At 58.3% G+C, this 20,417-nt stretch carries 10 protein-coding genes; 4 read left to right on the forward strand and 6 right to left on the reverse strand.

Annotated elements, in window-relative coordinates:
• Positions 1–240 precede the first annotated feature (240 nt).
• Both ABD937_RS06215 and ABD937_RS06220 read left to right on the forward strand, forming a co-directional pair.
• The gene (locus ABD937_RS06215) at positions 241–2,406 is read left to right on the forward strand and encodes a S9 family peptidase (protein ID WP_345254309.1); all 2,166 of its coding nucleotides are present in this window, start codon (positions 241–243) and stop codon (positions 2,404–2,406) included.
• 351 nt (positions 2,407–2,757) lie between these two features.
• Entirely contained in the window at positions 2,758–3,990 is a 1,233-nt protein-coding gene (locus tag ABD937_RS06220; RefSeq protein WP_345254311.1) for an NADP-dependent isocitrate dehydrogenase, read from the forward strand.
• A gap of 133 nt (positions 3,991–4,123) precedes the next feature.
• Here the strand turns inward: ABD937_RS06220 and ABD937_RS06225 are convergent, their stop codons facing one another.
• Positions 4,124–7,675 (reverse strand): LamG-like jellyroll fold domain-containing protein, encoded by a 3,552-nt coding sequence (locus ABD937_RS06225; protein WP_345254313.1) that lies wholly within the window; start codon positions 7,673–7,675, stop codon positions 4,124–4,126.
• Positions 7,676–8,008: 333 nt separating this feature from the next.
• Here ABD937_RS06225 and ABD937_RS06230 point away from each other — a divergent pair, with 333 nt between their 5' ends.
• Complete coding sequence (locus ABD937_RS06230) at positions 8,009–9,742, forward strand: 7TM diverse intracellular signaling domain-containing protein (RefSeq protein WP_345254315.1); 1,734 nt, start codon at positions 8,009–8,011, stop codon at positions 9,740–9,742.
• A 248-nt stretch (positions 9,743–9,990) separates the two neighbouring features.
• Here the strand turns inward: ABD937_RS06230 and mqnE are convergent, their stop codons facing one another.
• Both mqnE and ABD937_RS06240 read right to left on the reverse strand, forming a co-directional pair.
• Positions 9,991–11,115 (reverse strand): aminofutalosine synthase MqnE, encoded by a 1,125-nt coding sequence (gene mqnE / locus ABD937_RS06235; protein WP_345254316.1) that lies wholly within the window; start codon positions 11,113–11,115, stop codon positions 9,991–9,993.
• Positions 11,115–14,276 carry a T9SS-dependent choice-of-anchor J family protein gene (locus ABD937_RS06240; RefSeq protein WP_345254317.1) on the reverse strand — a complete coding sequence of 1,054 codons (3,162 nt, stop codon included), beginning with the start codon at positions 14,274–14,276 and terminating at the stop codon, positions 11,115–11,117. Before ABD937_RS06240 ends, mqnE begins: the two co-directional genes overlap by 1 nt.
• Positions 14,277–14,398: 122 nt before the next feature.
• Between ABD937_RS06240 and ABD937_RS06245 the strand changes: the two genes are divergently transcribed.
• On the forward strand, positions 14,399–15,766 hold the full coding sequence (locus ABD937_RS06245) for a nucleoside permease (RefSeq protein ID WP_345254318.1): 1,368 nt from the start codon (positions 14,399–14,401) through the stop codon (positions 15,764–15,766).
• Positions 15,767–15,946: 180 nt separating this feature from the next.
• Here ABD937_RS06245 and ABD937_RS06250 read toward each other — a convergent pair whose 3' ends face one another.
• The 3 genes from ABD937_RS06250 to trxA form a co-directional block, all read right to left on the reverse strand.
• A complete protein-coding gene (locus ABD937_RS06250; RefSeq protein WP_345254319.1) occupies positions 15,947–17,710 on the reverse strand; it encodes a carboxypeptidase-like regulatory domain-containing protein in 1,764 nt (587 codons plus the stop codon).
• A gap of 216 nt (positions 17,711–17,926) precedes the next feature.
• A complete protein-coding gene (locus ABD937_RS06255; RefSeq protein ID WP_345254321.1) occupies positions 17,927–19,747 on the reverse strand; it encodes a carboxypeptidase-like regulatory domain-containing protein in 1,821 nt (606 codons plus the stop codon).
• A 124-nt stretch (positions 19,748–19,871) separates the two neighbouring features.
• On the reverse strand, positions 19,872–20,189 hold the full coding sequence (gene trxA / locus ABD937_RS06260) for a thioredoxin (protein WP_345254323.1): 318 nt from the start codon (positions 20,187–20,189) through the stop codon (positions 19,872–19,874).
• Positions 20,190–20,417: the final 228 nt, after the last annotated feature.

Raw genomic sequence — 20,417 nt, forward strand, 5'->3', positions numbered from 1 at the left:
TCAGGCCGGTACTTCCGTAGTTGCCAGCGGAACTCAGGAAAGAAGTACGTTCAGAATCGTACCGAAATCTGGAAATTTGAATTCTGCACCGGAACACCGTCCATCAAAAAGTAAGTGTGCTGGGCCTGAGTTCCCCCTTCGGGGGGCAGGGGGCTGTTAAAGTATTTACCACTCCTATAAACCCCGTGCGCCTCTAACAGTCAATCCTTTATATTTAGTCCCTAAAATCCCTCAATGCACATGCGCATCCTGTTTCTCGTCCTCTTCCTGCCCTTCCTGGCTGTAGCCCAGACCACGAAGCAGATCACGATGGAGGACATCTACAAGAAAGGCACGTTCCGAAGCGAATTCGTTCCGGGCTTTGCCGGTGGCTCCGACGACAGCCTGTTCAACCCCAAGGACATCAAAGACACGGCCGGAAAGAACTTCAACACCGGCGATTACCAGGTGGCGGCCGACCGCAAGCGGATCCTTTTCTTCAACGGCCGCGAACCCATCTACCGCCGCTCTTCCAAGAGCAACGTGTACATCTACGATGTGGCTACGAAGAAGACCGTTCCGCTCACCAAGGGCAAAGTGCTCCACCCGACCATCTCGCCCGACGGCTCCAAGGTGGCCTATGTGTTCGAGAACAATTTGTATATCTACGACTTCGCCAACGCCGCCACTATCCAGGTCACGACCGACGGCAAGTGGAACCACATCATCAACGGCAACTGCGACTGGGTATACGAAGAGGAGTTCGAATTCAGCCGCGCCTTCGAGTGGAGCCCCAACAGCAAGTACCTCGCGTACTATAAGTTCGACGAGACCAACGTGAAGGAGTACCAATTCACGGTGTACGACTCGGCCTACAACCGCCAGTACGGCTACAAGTACCCCAAGGCCGGCGACAACAACTCCAAAGTGCAGATCCGCCTCTACGACCTTGCCACCCGCAAGGACGTGCCCGCGCAGTACGAGCAGGGCGACATCTACATCCCCCGTATCAAGTGGACGCAGGACGCCAATAACCGCCTCGTGGTGTTCTGGCTCAACCGCCACCAGAACGACCTGCGCCTCATGCTCACCAACCCGACCACCGGTGCCGCCACCGAGATGTACCGCGAGAAAAACAAGTACTTCGTGGAGATCAACGACAACTGGCAGTTCCTGAAAGACGGGAAGAGCTACCTGTTCACTTCCGAGATGAACGGCTACACGCAGCTCTATCGCTACAGCGTGGATGGTAAGGAGAAGATCCAGATCACGAAGGGTAAGTATGACATCGCCGATATCAACGGCGTGGACGAGAAGAACCGCCTCGTGTATTATACGCTGGCCTACCCCACGCCTATGGACCGCAACCTGTTCGTTTCCGACCTCGACGGCAAGAACACGAAGCAGATCACGCAGGGCACGGGCACGCACCGCGTGGAGCTGAAGGAAGATTTCACGCAGTTCATGGACTACTACTCCAACATCAACACGCCGCAGGTGGTGTCGCTGTATGACCTGAAGAAGGACAAGGCGACCCTGAACAAGGTGGTCAACGAGAACAAGAAGCTGCAGAACACGCTCGCTGAGTTCGGAGTGGGTAAAACGGAGTTCATCCGCGTGCCCAACTCGAAGGGCGACACGCTCAACGGCTGGATGCTGAAGCCCGCCAACTTCGACCCCAACAAGAAGTATCCCGTGATCTTCTGCAACTACGGCGGCCCCGGCTCTCAGCAGGTGGCCAACCGCTTCGGCGCCACTTCCATGTGGCACCAGATGCTGGCCCAGCGCGGCTTCATCGTGGTCAGCGTCGACAACACCGGCACCGGCTTCCGCGGCGAGGAATTCAAGAAGAAGACCTACCTGCAGCTCGGTAAGTTCGAGATCGAAGACCAGATCGACGCCGCCAAGTGGATGCAGAAAATGCCCTTCGTAGATCCCAAGAGCATCGGCCACTGGGGCTGGAGCTTCGGCGGCTTCATGAGCTCGCTGGCCATCACCAAGGGCAACGAGACCTTCTCCGCTGCCGTGGCCGTGGCCCCGGTAACGAGCTGGCGCTTTTACGATAACATCTACACCGAGCGCTACATGCGTACGCCCCAGGAGAACAAGGCCGGCTACGACGACAACGCGCCGATCAACTTCGTGAATAAGATCAAGGGTAAGTACCTCCTCATCCACGGCACCGCCGACGATAACGTGCACTTCCAGAACAGCACGCAGATGATCTCGGCCCTTATCAAGGCCAACGTGGACTTCGAGACGATGTACTACCCCAACAAGAATCACGGCATCGGTGGCCAGGGCGACAACACGACCTTCCACATCTGGAGCAAGATGACCAACTGGATCTTCGACAACCTCGGTAACGAGAACGTCAATAAATCGCATGTGGGCAACGCCATCAATGCGCCGAAAAAAGAGTTTTAAGTAACTTCACGCTTTTTGGAAGAGGCCTCCCGCAAGGGAGGTCTCTTTTTTTGTGTCCTGCCTGCGGCAGGAGCGTTCACGCAGCGGCGCGGCGGAGGGCGACGCAGCGCTTTTTACGCGACGGTTACTCATCTCACCGAAGTAACACCCGTCATTTACATTGACACCGTCTGCAGAAAGCGGGAAGGAGCCAGGCGTGCATTAGTTTTCGCCGCGTCGCCCTCCGCCGCGCCGCCGCGTGAAAAAGAGAGCGCAGCGAACACTCCGTAATCGTTTGCGCTCTTTTTAGGCCCTGAAAACGGTGAATTCTTACCTTCGGCCATTATTTGACCAAAATCACCGCATTTTACCATGAGCCAGAAGATCAAAGTAGCCAACCCGGTTGTAGAGCTGGATGGCGATGAAATGACCCGAATTATCTGGAAGTTCATCAAGGACAAACTGATCCTGCCCTATATCGAAGTAGACATTAAATACTATGACCTCGGCATCGAGTACCGCGACCAGACCAACGACCAGGTGACGATCGACGCGGCCAATGCCATCCGGCAATACGGCGTGGGCATCAAGTGCGCCACGATCACCCCCGATGAGGACCGCGTGAAGGAGTTTAACCTGAAGCAAATGTGGAAGAGCCCCAACGGCACCATCCGCAATATCCTCGACGGCACCGTGTTCCGCGAGCCGATCGTGATCAACAATATCCCCCGCCTTGTCACCAACTGGGACGCACCCATCATCGTGGGCCGTCATGCCTTCGGCGACCAGTATCGAGCCACCGACTTCGTAACGAAGGGCAAAGGCAAGCTCACCGTGAAGTTCGAAGGCGAGAACGGTGAAGTAAGCGAGCACGTGGTGTACAACTTCCAGGGCGACGGCGTTGCCCTCACGATGTACAACACCGACGAGTCGATCAAAGGCTTCGCGCACAGCTGCTTCAACATGGCGCTCAGCAAAGGCTGGCCGCTCTACCTGTCGACCAAGAACACCATCCTGAAGAAATACGATGGCCGCTTCAAGGACATCTTCGAAGAAATCTACCAAAACGATTACAAGGCGAAGTTTGCCGAGAAGGGCATCACCTACGAGCACCGCCTCATCGACGACATGGTAGCCTCCGCCCTCAAGTGGAACGGCAATTTCGTGTGGGCCTGTAAGAACTACGACGGCGATGTGCAGAGCGATACCGTAGCACAAGGCTTCGGCTCGCTCGGCCTCATGACCTCTGTTCTGGTAACGCCCGACGGTAAGACGATGGAAGCCGAGGCTGCCCACGGTACCGTGACCCGCCACTACCGCGAGCACCAGAAGGGCCGCCCCACGTCGACGAACCCCATCGCCTCCATCTTCGCGTGGACCCGCGGCCTTGCCTTCCGGGGCAAGCTCGATGGCAACCAGGAGCTGATCGACTTCTGCAACGCCCTCGAAGCGGTGTGCATCGAAACCGTGGAAAGCGGCAAGATGACCAAGGACCTCGCCCTCACCATCAACCCGGGCAAGGCCGAGCACGGTAAAGACTTCCTCTACACCGAGGAGTTCCTCGAGGCCATCGACCAGAACCTGAAAGCCAAGATGGGTAAGTAGGAATGTGCTAATGTGCTAATGGGGTAATGTGCTAATAGGTTTCCGAAAGCACGAACTGTTCCCTCTAGTATCGAATATATAAAAGCGCCCCGCAATGCGGGGCGCTTTTTTGGGGGAACCGGGTAGCAGCGGGCTACTGTTTATAGAAACGCTCGAAGTGGGTTTTGCCGTCCCGGTTGCTGATCACCGCGATGAGATACACACCGGGAACGAGGTGGCCGACAGCCAGCTGCTCCGTACGGCGAAGCACGCGTTTTGTGTCCATTTCCTGGCCAGCGACGGTACTGATGCGGATGATATCCCCCACGACCAATCCATCAATGGTTAAGAAGTCCGCGGCCGGGTTGGGATACACGCGAACGGCCTTCATCCCGCACCCGCTGCGGCTGACCACCGGGCTATACTTGCTGCTGCCATCCTGATCGACCATCTGCAACCGGTAAATGTTCGTTCCTTCTGCCGGCTGCATATCCGTATAGCGATACCGAGACCCCGCTGCGCTGTTCGTCGCCCGGGTCGTGCCGATCGTTTCGAAGCGTATGCCGTCTGCACTTCGCTGGATCGCAAAACGATCGGCGTTGGATTCGAATAGGGTATGCCAATGCAGTTCCACCCGGCAACCCTGCAACGACGCCGCAAACCCGGCAAGCGTAACCGGCAGCGGGCCGCTCATGGTTTTTGCGAAGAAGCCGCTGAAACCGGCTACGGCGAAGCTCACTTCCCAGCGCGCCGCTGCGGCGTTCCATACAATATCGGTATCCGCGGGGTCGATGGTGAGGGGTGTACCCGCCGGGTAGGTATCTGGCAGGCCGCTGCCGTCGCTGCTTACCCCGCTGCGCTTTTCGATCCGCAGGTTGGCAATGCCCGGGGCATCGCCGGGGAAGCGCGGCAGCTTCAGGGTGTTGACCGCGTTGAAATCATCGAACTCGTTTTGAGTAAAATACAGGGTCACGGTGCCGGTGGCCGCTCCAGCGTCAGTGGCGGGGGTGATCTCGTAATGGCGCTTCACGTATTGCGCCGGCTGGGCCGATTCGATCCACACCTTACCGGTGGTACTTGAATTGATCGGGAAGGATCCGGAAGGCGTTACCGTAGCGATGACATCGGAACACTCCGTACCGAAGGAGGTGGCCTGACCCGCCACAACGCGCACCTGTATGGCGTTGGCCGCCGCCAACGCTGAGGGCATGCTGGTGGTGCCGGCACCGCCGCTCACCCAGTTGCTCGCAGTGCCGCTGAGGGCGAAGCCCGAGAGATCGCCGTGGTTGCCATTGCCGGAGGCGTCGGTAGCCGTGTTGACCGCATCAAGCGTGCCGGCGAGGTGGAGGTTCACCAGAAGGTTGGGGTCGGGCCGGGTGATACGGCAATGCAGGCGTGCCTGGATCTCCGGCTGGGTGAGCACGCGGTTCCAAAGCCGGAAGTCGTTGAGCCGGCCGGCAAAGGGAAGGGAAGCTCCGCGACTGCCTACTACCAGCGCACCCGTGTTGGCTACGGGAAGGGTGGTCAGGGGGGCGGTGCCGTTGTTGGTGAGGGTTACCTCGACGCCGTTGACGTACATCCTGGCAACACCGATCGTGGGGTCGTAGGCGCAGGCGATATGGGTCCACACGTTTTGCGTAATGGTGTTTGGTGGCGCATCGAGGTAAACGCCCGGTGCCGGGATAAACCGGATGCTGTTGCCTGCCGACAGATGGAGCTCCATGTTCTCGACTCCCCCCTTACTGCAAATAAAGTCGGCTAAAGAGGTGGTCCGGCTCCACCGCACCCACGACTCGATGGTGAAGCGCGTGGGGCTGAGCGCGGGCCTGCTGGGAATGTTCACAAAGTCGTTGGTGCCGTCAAAATCGAGCGCTTCGGCTACGGGTGCAGCCGCCGCCGGACAGCTGCTACCGGATACCACCGGGCCGGCGCCCATCCAGTTGGAGAAAACGTAGGATAAGGTAAAGTTGCGCAGCGAAGCATGGTTGTTATAACCTGAAGCATCGACGGCTGTTCGCGAAGCAGGATCACCCGAGTTGTCTTCTCCCGCAACTCCCTGGTTGAAGTGCAGGTTGAGCACGAGGTTGGTGGCCGAGCTGGGGATCTCGCAGTTCATCCGGGCGCGGATCTCCCAGGCGGCGAGGGCACGGTTCCAAAGGCGAAACTCTTCGAGCCGGCCGGCAAAGGGCAGGAAGCCGTTGCCGTTGCGGGCTCCAATGACGAACTGGCCGTTGTTACGGCCGATAGGAGTGGTGAGGGGCGCTGTTCCATTGTTGGTGAGCGGCACCTCCACGCCGTTGACAAAAAGCCGGGCGGCGCCGATGGCAGGGTTGTAGGTGGCGGCAACGTGGGTCCAGGCAGACAGGGACGCCGGCAAGGTGTTGACCGGGCAATCAAGGTAGACACCCGGGGCGGGGATGAAGCGAATGCGGCCGCTGTCGCGGAGTTGGAGCTCCATGTTTTCGGTGCCTGCCTTGCTGCAAATGAAGTCGGCAAAAGTGGTGTTGCGGTTGCGCCGCATCCAGGTTTCCACGGTAAACTGGTTGAGTACGAGGCTCGGGTTATCCGCAACGACGAGTACCTCGTTAGTGCCCCCAAAGGAAAGGGTCTGGCCGGCCGTGGATTGTGGTGTTCCTGTGCAGACCGATATACGGGCGTACTTTTCCACGAATTCGTCGTAGATCACCCCATCCTTCAGGATGCGGTAGGTGAAGCGGGCCGGCAACACCCCGCCGGGAAAGAAGGAGGCCTGCAGTGGGTAGCTGTTGATCTGCAGCTGGCCACCGACGTTCAGGGTTACCGGATCAGAAAGTGTGCCCAGCACGGTGCCCGCAGTAACCGAATCCACCAGCGCCACCTGGTAGGTTCCGGGAGGCACCCATTCGTACCCCGCGATGAAGGTGCTGTCCGCGCAGAATTCTTTCGATTCTGCGAAGCGAACAACGAAGTCGGATCCCACGATCAAACCACGCAGCGAATGGCCCGAAGTCATTTTTGTTCCGAGCCGATTAACGACGAGGTGTACGCGGCTGTTTTCACGCACTGCCGATGTGTCGAGCGGAAAAGACTGTAGCGTAAGACTGCCTCCGCTTGTGGTAAAGTAGTTGGATACGCGTTGAACGGAATAGGTATTGTTTCGCTTCAGGATGGCATCCAGGTAATAGGTGCCGGCGCGGATGCCCGTTGCGGTTACCGAAACGGGGTCTCCTTCATTCATTTTCGTGGGGTAATGCTGGAGTGCGCCGAAGTCGGGCCATACACTAAAGTGGTAGGGTAGCAGGTAGTCGGGGCCGTAGCCGCTCAACCGGAGGATACAGTCATCGTACGGGAACCACGAATAATAGTAAATACCCGGCAGGGCCTCGAGACCCTGGTTGATCAACTGGAATGTGGCGTTGTAGGTATGCGGCTCAATATCGTCGCATTGAATCGGGTCGAGGAGACGTGGGAGGAAAGCAGCGGGCCGGCTTTCGATTCTACCGTTTAACCACATCCGGATACCGAGGTAATAATGTCGATCCGGTGTGAAGCATTCATTCGTATTGGGTGGGTGTACCACCGTGTCGTTGACCGAGGCGGTAAACATGCCTCCTGGTCCATAGTCGCTCATATACAAGCTGTATGCGTTGGGCGGAAGTGTACTTCCCGCGGGCTGTGCGGCTGTTTTGAGACAGGTTCCGGCCAGCACCGCGAGCACGGCTGCCACACGAAATGCTTTTCGCACAAGCTGTTGCTGCTTCTTTCCGTTCATAAACATTGATCTCGAGCTTTTGCGGCAAGGTTTCGGGTCGGGCCGGTAAATTCCAAAAAAGGGAACCGGACAAAATCGGGACAGGTAGCGAAATCTGTTGATTATCAATCAGGTATTATTGCGTTTTTCTGCGAGGGCTTGCCTGTTTGCTCCTGCGGCAACATTTGTGTCGGGGCAGGCGCTTCCCACTTTTCTGTTGAGTTTTCGGACTGGAGTAACGCTTATGCTTAAACGAAAAAGAACCAATGGCTTTTTCCGCATCTTTGTCTTTAGAAAAGAGAGTACGCAATGATGCTCCGACCCCTGTTCTGTGTTTTCCTGAGCGTTGTGGCAATGGCGGCATCGGCCCAGGAAATTACTGCGCTCCGGATCTTTCCCGACACGGCAGCCGGCTTTGAAACGGTTTGTTCGCAAACGGCGCGCTTCACCGACCTGCCCGGCCAGGTGGCGGCAGGTCGGCACTGGCTGATGCTGGTGGTGGGCAACACCTCCGCGCAAAGCGCCCCCGCGTACCTGTCTGTACGTCCCCAGTTCCGCACCGAGCTTTATGCCTACGATGCCGACAAAGGGCGGTGGTCGCGCACCATCGCCGGCCTTGAAGTGGGAGCCAGTCGTCAACGAACCAGCCACCTTCGTTTGCAGGCGCGGCCGAACGGTACCGACACGTTCTTCGTGCGGGTGAGCAGCGGCCCGATCCGCAACGGGTCTGTGAGCATGCGCACGGTGCTGGAGCCGGCGGACCGCTTCGAAGCGAAAGAGCAGCAGCGCTACTGGGGCTGGCTGATCACCCTGGCGGTGATGGGCGCCTTCTTCCTTTATAATCTTTACATCTACTTCATTTTCCGCGACCGCACTTTCCTGTATTTCCTGCTCATAGTGGCCAGCGGGATGACGTATATCACGGGCATCAACTGGTTTTTCAGCACCCTTGTCAAATGGCGGCTCGTTCGTGCAACCCTGACGGGGGATGGGATCCATTTTGTGGATCAGAATTACCTCCTCGCCGATTTGTCGGCCGTCGGCGTGATCGTGGGTTTCGTGCTGCTGGCGCGGCAATACCTCCAGCTTCCGGAAAAACTACCCCGCCTCAACAGAATCCTCTCCGGTGCGACGGCCGCATTCGTCCTGCTAACGGTTTCCGGTAACCTGCTTACCTATTGCACGAAACACTTCGCACACCTATGGCTTAGCGTAGCCATCAATATATTCATTCTGGCGATTATTGCCTTGCTGCTGTCAGCTGCGGTCGTGTTGCACCGGAGGCAGTACCGCCCCGCCTTTTATTTTTTGCTGGCCAACGCCTTTCCCCTGATGGTGGTGGCTTTGCTTGCCTTCCGCCTTGCCCTCGACAGTCACCTCCTGAGCGAAGAAGCATTGCCACTTCCGAATATCGCCATCCTGTCGCATGCGCTCACCTTCGCCATCGCCCTGGTAGCCCGGATCAACCTGCTGAAAAAGGAGCTCGATCAAAAACACCACGAGGTGTACCAGCTCACCTGTCAAAACGAGCAGCTCGCCGGCCGCAATGCCAACATTGTGCTGGAAATCGAACGCATTCAGCAACTGATGGCCGCCGAAAAAGACCAGAACAGCCAGCTCCAATACCAGTTGGAGGCCAATCAGCGCGAGCTGGCGTCGAACGCGGTGCAACTGCAACAAAAGCAGGAATTGCTCTCCGGCCTGCAACGGCAGCTTTCGCAGCTGGGCAGCGGCGGTCGAAAATCGGAGGAGGCATTGCAGCAGATCCGCGCCGCCCTTCAGAACAATGGCCAGCTGAATTCAGAGTGGGAGAAATTCAAGCTGCACTTCGAACAGGTGCACCCGTCTTTTTTCACTGAGTTGCTGGCCCGTTTCCCCGACCTGACGCCCTATGAGATCCGCCTTTCGGCCTACCTGCACCTGAATCTTTCCGCAAAAGAGATCGCCCTGCTGCTGAACATCGCACCCGATAGCGTATACAAAGCCAAGACCCGGCTGAAGAAGAAACTGGGAGAGGGGCGAGTGGACACAACAGCCACCTGAGCTCCATAGCTGTTCTCCGAAGCGCATACCGGGGTGATCGAACCAGTTAGCGCAGGGTTCGGTCGGTTGGGTGATTGGCCAGCTCGCAAGAAATAGCGCATCACATTGCAAGGCACTTTTCGTTTCCCCCGACCTTATCTATGGCTTTATTGAAAGCAATTTAGTTGCGCGGCGAAGCAGCATAAAAAGAGCGTCCGCTGGGACGCTCCTTCTCTATCAGCAAATTAGCACATTAACCCATTAGCACATTAATAAGCCGTGATCACGTTGTACAGCGTATCACGCTCCACCGGCTGGCGGCGTACCTGCTTGATCAGGGTTACGATCTCCTCGGTGCTCATAGAGGGCGTCTGCTCCTCGGAGCCGGCCATGGAGTAGATCTTCGTGGTGTCGTCGATGGTGCCGTCGATGTCGTTGACGCCGAAGGCGAGCGTGAGCTGCGCGTTCTTGCGGCCGAGCATCGGCCAGTAGGCCTTCAGGTGCGGGAAGTTATCCAGGTACAGGCGCGCCACCGCGTAAGTTTTCAGGTCCTCTACGAGGCTCACCTCGGGCACATGGCTCATGTCGTTATCGCCATTCCGGAATTTCAGCGGGATGAACGTGTTGAAGCCCCCGGTGCGGTCCTGCAGCTCGCGGAGCCGGCGCATGTGGTCGATGCGGTCGGAATAGGCCTCGATGTGCCCATAGAGCATCGTGGCGTTGCTGTGCATCCCCAGCTTGTGGGCCGTTTCATGGATGTGCAGCCAGCCCTCGGCATTCACCTTATCGGCTGAGATCTTTTCGCGCACGTCCCAATTGAAGATCTCGGCGCCGCCGCCCGGCAGCGAGTCGAGGCCCGCTTCATGCAGCAGCTGCAGACCTTCCTCCACCGTCACCTTCGCCTTGCGGAACATATAATCGAGCTCCACGGCCGTGAAGCCCTTGATGTGCAGGTCGGGGCGATGGGCCTTGATGGCGCGCAGCAGGTCGGCAAAGAAGTGCAGGTTCATCTTCGGGTGCACGCCGCCTACGATGTGCACCTCCGTCTCGGGTTTGCCGTCGTACTTCTTTACGATGTTGAGCATGTCGTCGATACTCAGCTCCCAGCCCTCCTCGCGGTGGGCGTAGAGGCGGGAGTAGGAGCAGAAGTGACAGCTGAACACGCACACGTTGGTGGGCTCGATGTGGAAGTTCCGGTTGAAGTATGTATGGTGACCGTGCTTCTCTTCGCGAACATGATTGGCGAGGGCCCCTACAAAAGAAAGACTGCCCCTTTCAAAAAGGAGCAGTCCGTCTTCATCTGTGAGGCGAATATGATTGATTACTTTCTCGCCAATGGCTTTCAGTTCACTCGGTTGTTCATTGATCAGCCTTTGGACAGATGTGGTTTTCATTAGCGTTTGATGACTCGTTCGGTAACATTGCGGTGCTCGTCGTCATAGTTCAGGGAAACCATGTACACACCGGCGGGTTGACCGGACAAATCTACGTAAATAACATTCTCTGCGTTCTTGGTGAAGGAGCGGCTCCACACCAGGGCGCCTTTGGAGTCGTAAACATTAACAAAGCGCAGGGTGGTCGGGGGCTGCACGTGCCAGATGCGGAAGCGACCGGTGGTGGGGTTGGGGGTCACCACGTAGCCGTTCTGCTTCAGGTTGGCGGGCAGTTTCTTCGTCGTCACGTTTACGTTGTCGATGTAGATGTTGTTGCCGTTGTTGGTACGCGCGCGGAACACGAACTGCACCGAGGGGTTGTTGATGTAGCGGGAGGCATCGATGCGCTCGTTGCGGAAGCTATTGAAGGCCGTGAGGGGCGTGAACTCCGTGTTGAGCGGGAAGTTCTGGTTGCTCTGGTTGGCCGTCGACTGCAGTGCGCTGCCCCACTTCTTATACAGCACGTCGTAGGAGGCGCCGCAGTTGGTGGTGGCAAGCACCTCGAGGGTGTCCAGCTGGATGTTAGTCGTGCCGGGGTAGTAACGGCTGGCCGCTGCTACGTCGAACGAAAGGATGATCGAGTCCACACCGCTGTAGGTGACCACGGGGGTAGCCAGGTCGTCGCGGTTGGAGCCGGTGTAGTTGAAGGAGCGGATCCAGGCGGAGCCGGCGTTGCCGTTACCATAGGGGCTGTAGGCCCAGGTGGCGGCGTTGTCGTAGTTACCAACGGCCCATCCGGTGGGGGGCAGCGCGGTCAGTGCCGAGAAGTTCTCGTTCAGGCCGTCCGGTACCTGGGTCGACAGGGTCAGCACCGTGCGGGCGGTGTCATTGGCGTTGGCGAAGTCGCCGGTGCCGGAAGCCGATACCGGGTCGAAGGTGAACACGCGCAGAGCATTGCTGCCGGCAGTGAGGGCGATGTTGGTGATGGGAACCGTAATGAACGAATCTTTCGGCAGGTTGATGCCGGTAACGGTCTGTGTTACGGTAGCACCGTTATTGACGGAGTAGCCGATCTTAAAGCCCGTTACGGCTTCAGCGCCCGTGTTCTTCACCGTCAGGCTCGTAGCGCCGGGGGAGGCACATACGAAGGGCGCGGTGGTGTTGAGAGAGAAGGCCTGGATATCGCGGTTCTCGATCGTTACGATGCGGATGTTGTCAAGGAAGATGTTGTTGCCATAGCGGTTGGAGTTGCGGAAGGCTACGATCATCTTGCCCGAGGTGAGCAGCGTGGCCGGAACCGTTACGGTGTCGCGGCGCCAGTCGCTGGCGATCGGGTTGGTGTAGTTGGCCGTGGCCGCGCCTGCAGTTGCGAGGTTGGTGCCCCACTTCTTGTACAGGGAGGTAAAGGTCACGCCGCAGTCGGTCGAAACCAGCACCTGGAGGGTATCCCAATCGGCGGAAGCGGTACCATAGTTCTTATGGGCCAGGTCAAACGTGATGGAAACGGCTTTGTTGGCAACGGCGATGGGCACGCTGCGGATATCGTCCTTGGTACCGACCACGTCGTTGTTCCAGTTGTCGAAGAAGGCGGAGAAGCCGCTGTTGCGGCCCGGTGCGCGGCGTACCCAGGTCACGTCGCCGTCGGGGTTGCTCAGCGTCCAGTTGGAGGTCGGGAAGGTGGTCGACTCGAAGCCTTCCTCGAGGGGAAGCGCGATCGGGGCGGCGATGGTGATGGTGGTCGTGAAGGTGTTGTTGCTGGCTACTTCGTCGGTGCCGCCGTTGGGGGCCGAAGTGGTAAAGGTCAGCGTGTTGGTGCCCTCAACGAGGTTCACCGAAGGCAGGGCCACCGTAGCGGAATAGCCGGTGAGGATGTTGAGGCCGGTAACCGTGGAGGTAACCGGGGTGCCGCCGTTCACGCTTACGCTCACCGTGAGCGAGGTGATGGTGGTGCTGCCCTGGTTGCGCACTTGTACGCGCGGTACGATACCGGTGGGGCAGTTGGGCGTGGGATAGGCTACGGAGCTGCAGGTAGCGTTGTTGAACTCGCTGCCGCCGGGGCTCACGAGCACGTTGGGCGTGATGTCGAGTGCAGGCACGTTCGAGGGGGGCGTAGCACCGTTGGTGGTGAGGTAGCCGGGGCGGAAGTTCTCCAGCACGTATTCCATGCGGGCTACCTGGCCGTTGGTGAACATGGAGTAGCAGTTGTCGTCCGTGTAGTCCATGTAGTTCTGGTACATACGGGTGGCAACACCGGCACAGCCGCTGGCGGGGGTACCGGTGGGGCAGCCCGAAGTGGCATTGCTCTGCGAGGGGGTATCGTCACCGGCAGCGAGCATCGTGGCAGGTAGCGTCTGGCCGGCGGGCGTCAGCTGGTTGAAATCCTGGCTGTTGCAACCGCCCTGGAAGGTGTGGTACAGTCCGAAGTTGTGGCCGATCTCATGCACCACGGTACGGCCGCGAGCAAACTGGGGGAAGGAGTAGCAGCCGTTGGAGAAGCCACGGTAGTCTACGCACACACCGTCAATACCGGTGGAGGAGGCGGGCGTCTCGGTCTGGCCACCCACGCCGATGCCCGGCGCGATGCCGAGGAGACCGGAAGGGCCGGAGTCGCCTACCCAGATATTGTAGTATTTGGTGACATCCCAGGGGTCGAGGCCGCCTTCGGAGAAGTGCTTGATGCGCTGGTAGGTGGCGCCGGCGATGCCCGGGTTGCCCACGCGGCGCTGGATGCCGTTGGTGAGGTTACCCGAGGGGTCGCGGCGGGCGCGCACGAAGCGGATCTGGGAGTGGCCACGTACGTTGTAGAACGGGGCGCCGTTGGTGCTGTCCGGGTTGAGGCCGGAGAAGTCCAGGTTCAGCTGGTTGAGCAGTGCGTCCACATGCGCCTCGGTGATGAAGCTCGGGTTGGGCAGCACTACGTGCACGATCACGGGGATGTTGACCGGTGCGGTGAGGTTCGAAATGCGGGCGGTGCGGCCGGAAGTGGGGCGGGTGCGGGCAGCTTCGCGCTGCTTTGCTTCCCACTGGGCGCGGAAGGCGGCATCGTGTTGCAGGCGTTCTTCAATAGCCTCCATGGTGCCGCAGCGGTGTACGGTAGCGGCCGAAGGCTCCTTTTTCTGGGCATGCGCCATCGTGATGCCCATGAGACTCAATCCCAAAAACAGGAGGGTAAAATTTTTCAAAGCAGAAAGTTTTTTGTTAGCAGAACAGGTAGTAGCCCCCTAAAATTAGAGAAATCTCAGGATATCTACCCAATTTTCGTTCAAAGGGTTGATACGCGTGATCCTGTAAAAAGTTGCCCGCATTGGCTTCGTTATTACCTGCACAATATGACGAAGGCCTTTCCATGGCGGCAGCAGGGGAGCCGCATATCCGAAAATCTTTATCTTGGGGCGCAATCAAAACCTTGCTGATGAATATTAAGTTCCGGCTCACGCTCATGAGTTTTCTGCAGTTTTTTGTCTGGGGAGCGTGGCTGATCACGATCGGTACCTATTGTCTCAACACTAAGCACTGGACTTTCCCGCAGTTCGGGGCCATCTTTTCCACCCTCGCCCTCGCGTCCCTTTTCATGCCTGCCCTCACTGGGATTATCGCCGACAAATGGGTCAACGCGGAAAAGCTTTATGGTGTGCTCCATATCCTCTACGGGGCGGTCTTGTTTTATGTGCCGCAGGTCAACGATCCGGATACCCTGTATTACGTGATCCTCGGTGCAATGATCTGCTATATGCCTACGATCTCGCTTTCCAACGCCATTTCCTACACGATTCTAAAGCGGGAAGGTTACGACGTCGTGAAGGTTTTCCCGCCCATCCGCGTTTGGGGTACCATCGGCTTTATTGCCGCCATGTGGGCCACCAACCTCACTGGCTCCAAGGAAAATGCGAACCAGTTCATCATCGGGGCCGTGGCTGCCATCCTGCTGGGAATCTTCTCTTTCACACTGCCCAAATGCCCTCCGCCGCGCAACATAGCGAAGGATGCCGACCTTATTGAACAACTCGGGTTCAAGGCCTTCAAGTTATTCGCGAATTATAAGATGGCGCTCTTCTTTCTGTTCTCCATGCTGCTGGGCGGCGCGCTACAGCTGACTAATATGTATGGCGACTCGTTCCTGAGCGGCTTCGAGGCCGTGCCGGCTTACAAGAACTCTTTCGTGGTAGAATATTCGACCATTATCCTGTCGATATCCCAAATGTCGGAGACCTTGTTCATCCTCACGATCCCGTACTTCCTGCGCCGCTTCGGCATCAAGCAGGTGATGCTCTTCTCTATGCTCGCCTGGGTGTTGCGCTTTGGCCTTTTCGCATACAGCGATCCCAGCCCGGTAGGTACGGTGATGATCATATTTTCTTGTATTGTATACGGCATGGCGTTCGACTTCTTCAATATTTCGGGCTCGTTGTTTGTTGAAACAACGACAGGTCCGGAAATACGTTCCAGTGCTCAGGGGCTTTTCATGATGATGACCAACGGCGTTGGAGCCTGGTTAGGCAGCAAGATCAGCGGGTATGTAATCGACAAGTATTTTGTAGCTGCTGATGGCAGTCGCGACTGGCACGGAATCTGGCTGTCGTTTGCCGGGTATGCGCTGGTGGTCGCCATTCTGTTCCTGGTACTTTTCCGCCATAAGCACGACCGGAACGCACTGCCCGCGGCGGCTCATTGATCAAGACCGAATCCGAAAAGACATCGTCCCCGGCAATCCGCCGGGGACTTTTTTTATTTCGATACGGCCCGGGGGCGTGATGCATACGGTGTCCTTACGGAATCACGACCCTGATTGTTACCGGCTTTTGCCATAAAAAAAGCCTCCCGAGGGAGGCCTTTCCAAATCGTTTTCCCTTCGTCAGTTATCGCGCCGGATCTTGAACGAACCCGACACCGGGTAGGTGTTGAGGCCGAGCGAGTCGCGTACCGTGCCGCTGAAATATCCCTCGATGAACCCGTTGACCGGGCCAAAGGAGCTGATCTGAGCGGAAGCGCTGTTCATGCTGTATGGGTTATGGTTGTACATAAGGTCCAGCGCATGCACCAGGTGCGTGCCGGACACGAAGGCACCACGCAGCTGAAGCCCGATGGCATGCTGTTGGGCGGATCCGGTATCCGGTACGGCAAACAAAAAGGTTTCCTGGGAAGAAGCATACGTCCAGGCGGCAAGGCTGTCGGCCGGGGGCTGAAAACGTACCACCTGGTTGTTGAACAGGAATTGCATGAACTGGGTGCTGGATGGTCCGCAGGCGGAGAGTGTCGTGCTGGTGCTGCCGCCCGGTGCGGCGGTTGCACTTACAGCGGCGCCCTGGACGTTCGCGGTCAGGTCTACCGGGGTGAGCAGCGCCTGAACCGATGTGCCGCAGGTGCTTTGGCGGAAGCTGAAGGACCCGTTGCTGATGACGGCGCGCTGCGTTGTTCCGTTGATCAGGACGTTGACATAGCCATTTACGACCGGCTGGCCATTGCAATTGCGGACGATGCCCGTGAAGGTGGCCGTGGAAGGGCCGCTATAGTTATTGATCGACGCGGTATGGGTGGCGTTTGCCGTGTACGGTCCGATCGTGGCGGTGTGGATGACCTGTCCGCACCGGTCGTAGACGCGGATTTCGATCGGGTCGTTTGCAGCTAGCTGCACCCGTGCCTTGCCGTTGCTATTGGTAAAGACGGTTCCGTTCACTACGCTGCTGCGGAAATCTACCCGGGCGCCCGGTATCGGGCCGGTCAGCGTGGTGGTTCCCGCCACACCTACGACAGTCAGGTCAAGGTTGATCATCGGTATCGGAACATCGTAGTTCCACGGGGTAAAGTGCGACACGGTACCTACGTAGGTATTTCCTTGCCTGGTGCCGCTGCCTTCCTCGATCCAGAAGCCTTTGGTCTCATCGAAATACCAGAGCGGTATGGTGGCCGGGGCCGTGTTTTGCAAACCGGCAGGGATGGCGAGCGTAAGCGTAGCCGTTTTCCCCGGCGCGAGCTGCAGCTTTTCGCCGCCCGTACCCAGCAACTCGATATTCGACATCGCATACGATTTCAGGAGGCGCTCCTCGTTGCTGTTGTTGATCGCGCGCAGCGCACCCGGCATCACCTCGTTGAAATTGGCGGCAGTGGGGTCGTAGGTGTACGCGGCCACGCGCACGGTGCCATTGTACGGCGCGCCGCCCGCATCCACCATGATGGCGTTGGGTCCGAATTGCAGCGATCCGCCCGCGTCGAGGGGTACCGTTCCGCCCGACGACGCGCTGAACGTGGCCACGATGCGGCGGGGCGCCAGCTCGATGGAGACATAATGCACGGTGCCGGCGCTTACCGAGAGGGTGCGGGAGCCGGTGAAGTAGCCTTCCTTGTCCACTTTCACAAAAGCAGCCGAGGCGGATAGCGACACATTCGAAAGCGTGAACTCGCCGTTCACGTCGGTGGTAGCGCTTCCGGCGCCGGCTTTTACGACGGCCCCGCTCACGGGGTTGCGGTTCTCGTCCACGATCCGGCCGGTGAGGGTAGTGGTGACGGTAGCGCTTGCGCCCGGGAGGGAAATGCTGTCGGATTTGCGGCAGGCAATGATGCCGAAGGTGGTGCAGGATGCGGCGAGAAGCAGCACCGGGAGAAGACGTTTTAGTCGCATGCAGGTTGGTTTTGTGTCGGCTGAAGCCAGAAGGGGAATGGGAGCGTCTGTACCAAGACAACGAAAAGCGCAAACGCGCTGCTTGTAATAATACAATTTACCGGGTAGGCGCACCCGGGAATCTACAGGGCGATCTTGTACGTATCGCGGGCCTGTTCCGGCGAACGATGTTAAAAAGACCCGCGCAACGCGGGTCTTTTTATAATGAAGTCTCCGTCACTGGGTTCTTTTTACGTAGAAATCGCCGTAGAGGTAAAAGCGCTGGCCCGGGTTGACCGAATCGCGGAAATGACCGGTGTAGGAAGCCGTGATAAAGTCGCCCACGGCGCCGAACTTCCGGAAGTGAACGTAGGCGCTGTCGGCCAGGAGCACGCGCGTTCCGTTGGCCGAAGGCCATTGGTAGCGCATCGAAAGGGCTCGGGTTCCGCGTCCGTTGCCGGACACGGTACCCGGCGCCGCCACCACGTCGAAGGAGAGTTGCCGGCCGCTTGCCGCCGTTGTCGACCAGCCATGCAACGCACCGGTGCCTGCATTCCAGGCACCCCCCAGGTCGTTTCCGGCCCCGGTTTGACGCGTGCGCTCCAGCGTTGCGCCCGATACGAAGGACAGGTTTTGCGTGCTGAAGGGCGTGCATACACTGGTGTTATAGGTAAGCGGGGTGCCCAGCACCGGGCGGATCGTATCGGTCATGCTGCGCCATCCGCCGCTGGAATCGTACACCCGAGCGGTGATCGGTGTTGTGAACACGCGGCCGCAGGGCAGGATCACCTTGCTGTACTGGCCGTTCACGATCTGCGCGCCGTAAACGACGATGTGTGCCGGTGTTACCGGGAACTGGAAGTCGATCCGGCCGCGCGGCATCGGCTGCCCGTTGCACGCCGTAACCGTACCTTTTAAGATGTAGGCGCCTGCAAAGTTGTAGTTCGTCAGGCTGACCGTTCCGTAGCTCGTATTGACGGCGAACGGCCCGATGACCGCCGAATGCAGCACGGTGCCGCAACGGTCCAGGATGCGCATCCGCAGTTGCCGGTTGGCCGGAACCAGGCCTTGCACGAAACCCTGTCCATTGGTGAATCCGCCGACCGTCCGGATCGAATCGGTGGCCATGCCCCGGAGCTCCACCAGCGCGCCCGCTACCGGGCCGGCATTGGCTGCATGCACGGTAATGTCAAAGAGCACCGAGGGCACCGCGATGTCGCAGTTCCAGAACGAGAAATGACGCACACTGCCCTGGTACCGGGTGCCATTGAACTGGGCCTGGCCTTCTTCTTTCCAGATTCCTTTCGCCTCGTCGAAATACCAGAGCGGTATGGTCGCGGGGGCGGTGGCGCGCAATGCGGCCGGCACGGGGAACTGGATGGTCGCCGGTTTGCCCGCCGCGAGCTGCAGCTTTTGTCCGCCGCTGCCCATCAGCTCCACGGCCATCATGCCGAAGGATTCGATCAGCGTGCGCTCACCATTGGCACGAAGTCCCCGGAGGTCGCCGGGCATTTGCTCGGCAAAGAAGACACTAGTTGGGTTGAACACGTAGGTCGCAACTTCCACGGTGCCCGTATAGGGCGTACCGGAACTGGTGACGACCGAGCCGGCGCTGAACTCGATACTGCCGCCCTGCGCGGTGGGCACGGTGCCGCCGCCGGCGGCATCGAAGGTGCCGGAAACGTTTTTCGGAAGAAGCCGCACCGTGGCTTCGTAGACGCTCTCCGGGCGTCGGATCATCGTCCGCGACCCGGGAAAGTAACCAGCCTTGTCGATCCGCACATAGACCTCGTCGTCTACATGGGCGCCGGTCACCTCGAAATAGCCGCCGGCGTCGGAAACGGTCGTTTTCTCGCCTACCCGAACGGTTGCATCCACAACCGGTTGCCCGGTATTGTCGAGCACGATGCCCGTAACGGAAACTTCATGTGCACCAAGGGTTGGTCCATTGGTGTCGGTCGGCGCAGGTGTCTGAACGTCGGCGCGCCGGCAGGTCACCGTAAGTGCGAGTAGGAAGAGGAAGGCAAGGGCGGGCCACCGGTTGTTGCGTTTGTGCATAAGCGTTGGTTTTTGGTGGTGCCTTCGACAGGTCTGTTAAATATACGGTACAAACCGATGTTTTCGGTTAGCCATAAAAAAACCTCCCGAACACGGGAGGTTTCCGATTTCTTATGTGCCACCATCAGATATGCGCTTCGATCTTCTTCACGAAGTTTGACTTCGGTTGTGCGCCCACCAGCTTGTCGACCACCTCGCCGTTCTTGATGAACAGGATGGCGGGAATCGAGGTGATGCCGTAGTTCATGCTGACCTGCGGGTTGTTGTCGACGTCCACCTTGCCCACGTTCACGCGGCCGGCATACTCTTTCGAGAGCTCGTCGATCACCGGGCCGATCGCGCGGCAGGGACCGCACCACTCCGCCCAGAAATCCACTACGGTCAGTTTATCTGAGTTCAGCACTTCCGTCTGAAAATTGGCGTCCGTATACGCTTGTGCCATAATACTTGAGTTTTATAAGTTTTTCAATTTCCCTGTCGGGACAACAAATTTAAGTCCGGGACAAATTCCGGCACTATTGTCCGGCCGAAATGACAGAACCAGGGATCTCAGATCGGTGATCTCGGATGTCAGATCTGTTCCTGGTCGGCCATTTCTCACAGCTTTTCTGTTTCACTCTTCACGCAGGGGGTGCCTTAACCAGGATGTCTGTACCAATTGAGATCACAG

This window comes from Flaviaestuariibacter amylovorans (assembly GCF_039541815.1).
GTDB classification, from domain to species: domain Bacteria; phylum Bacteroidota; class Bacteroidia; order Chitinophagales; family Chitinophagaceae; genus Flavisolibacter; species Flavisolibacter amylovorans.

Bases quoted from the DNA above. Each gene is read 5' to 3' on its own strand.
- ABD937_RS06255 (WP_345254321.1), bottom strand. From the start codon at position 19,747: ATGCACAAACGCAACAACCGGTGGCCCGCCCTTGCCTTCCTCTTCCTA.
- ABD937_RS06220 (WP_345254311.1), top strand. From the start codon at position 2,758: ATGAGCCAGAAGATCAAAGTAGCCAACCCGGTTGTAGAGCTGGATGGC.
- ABD937_RS06215 (WP_345254309.1), top strand. From the start codon at position 241: ATGCGCATCCTGTTTCTCGTCCTCTTCCTGCCCTTCCTGGCTGTAGCC.
- trxA (WP_345254323.1), bottom strand. From the start codon at position 20,189: ATGGCACAAGCGTATACGGACGCCAATTTTCAGACGGAAGTGCTGAAC.
- ABD937_RS06230 (WP_345254315.1), top strand. From the start codon at position 8,009: ATGATGCTCCGACCCCTGTTCTGTGTTTTCCTGAGCGTTGTGGCAATG.
- ABD937_RS06250 (WP_345254319.1), bottom strand. From the start codon at position 17,710: ATGCGACTAAAACGTCTTCTCCCGGTGCTGCTTCTCGCCGCATCCTGC.
- mqnE (WP_345254316.1), bottom strand. From the start codon at position 11,115: ATGAAAACCACATCTGTCCAAAGGCTGATCAATGAACAACCGAGTGAA.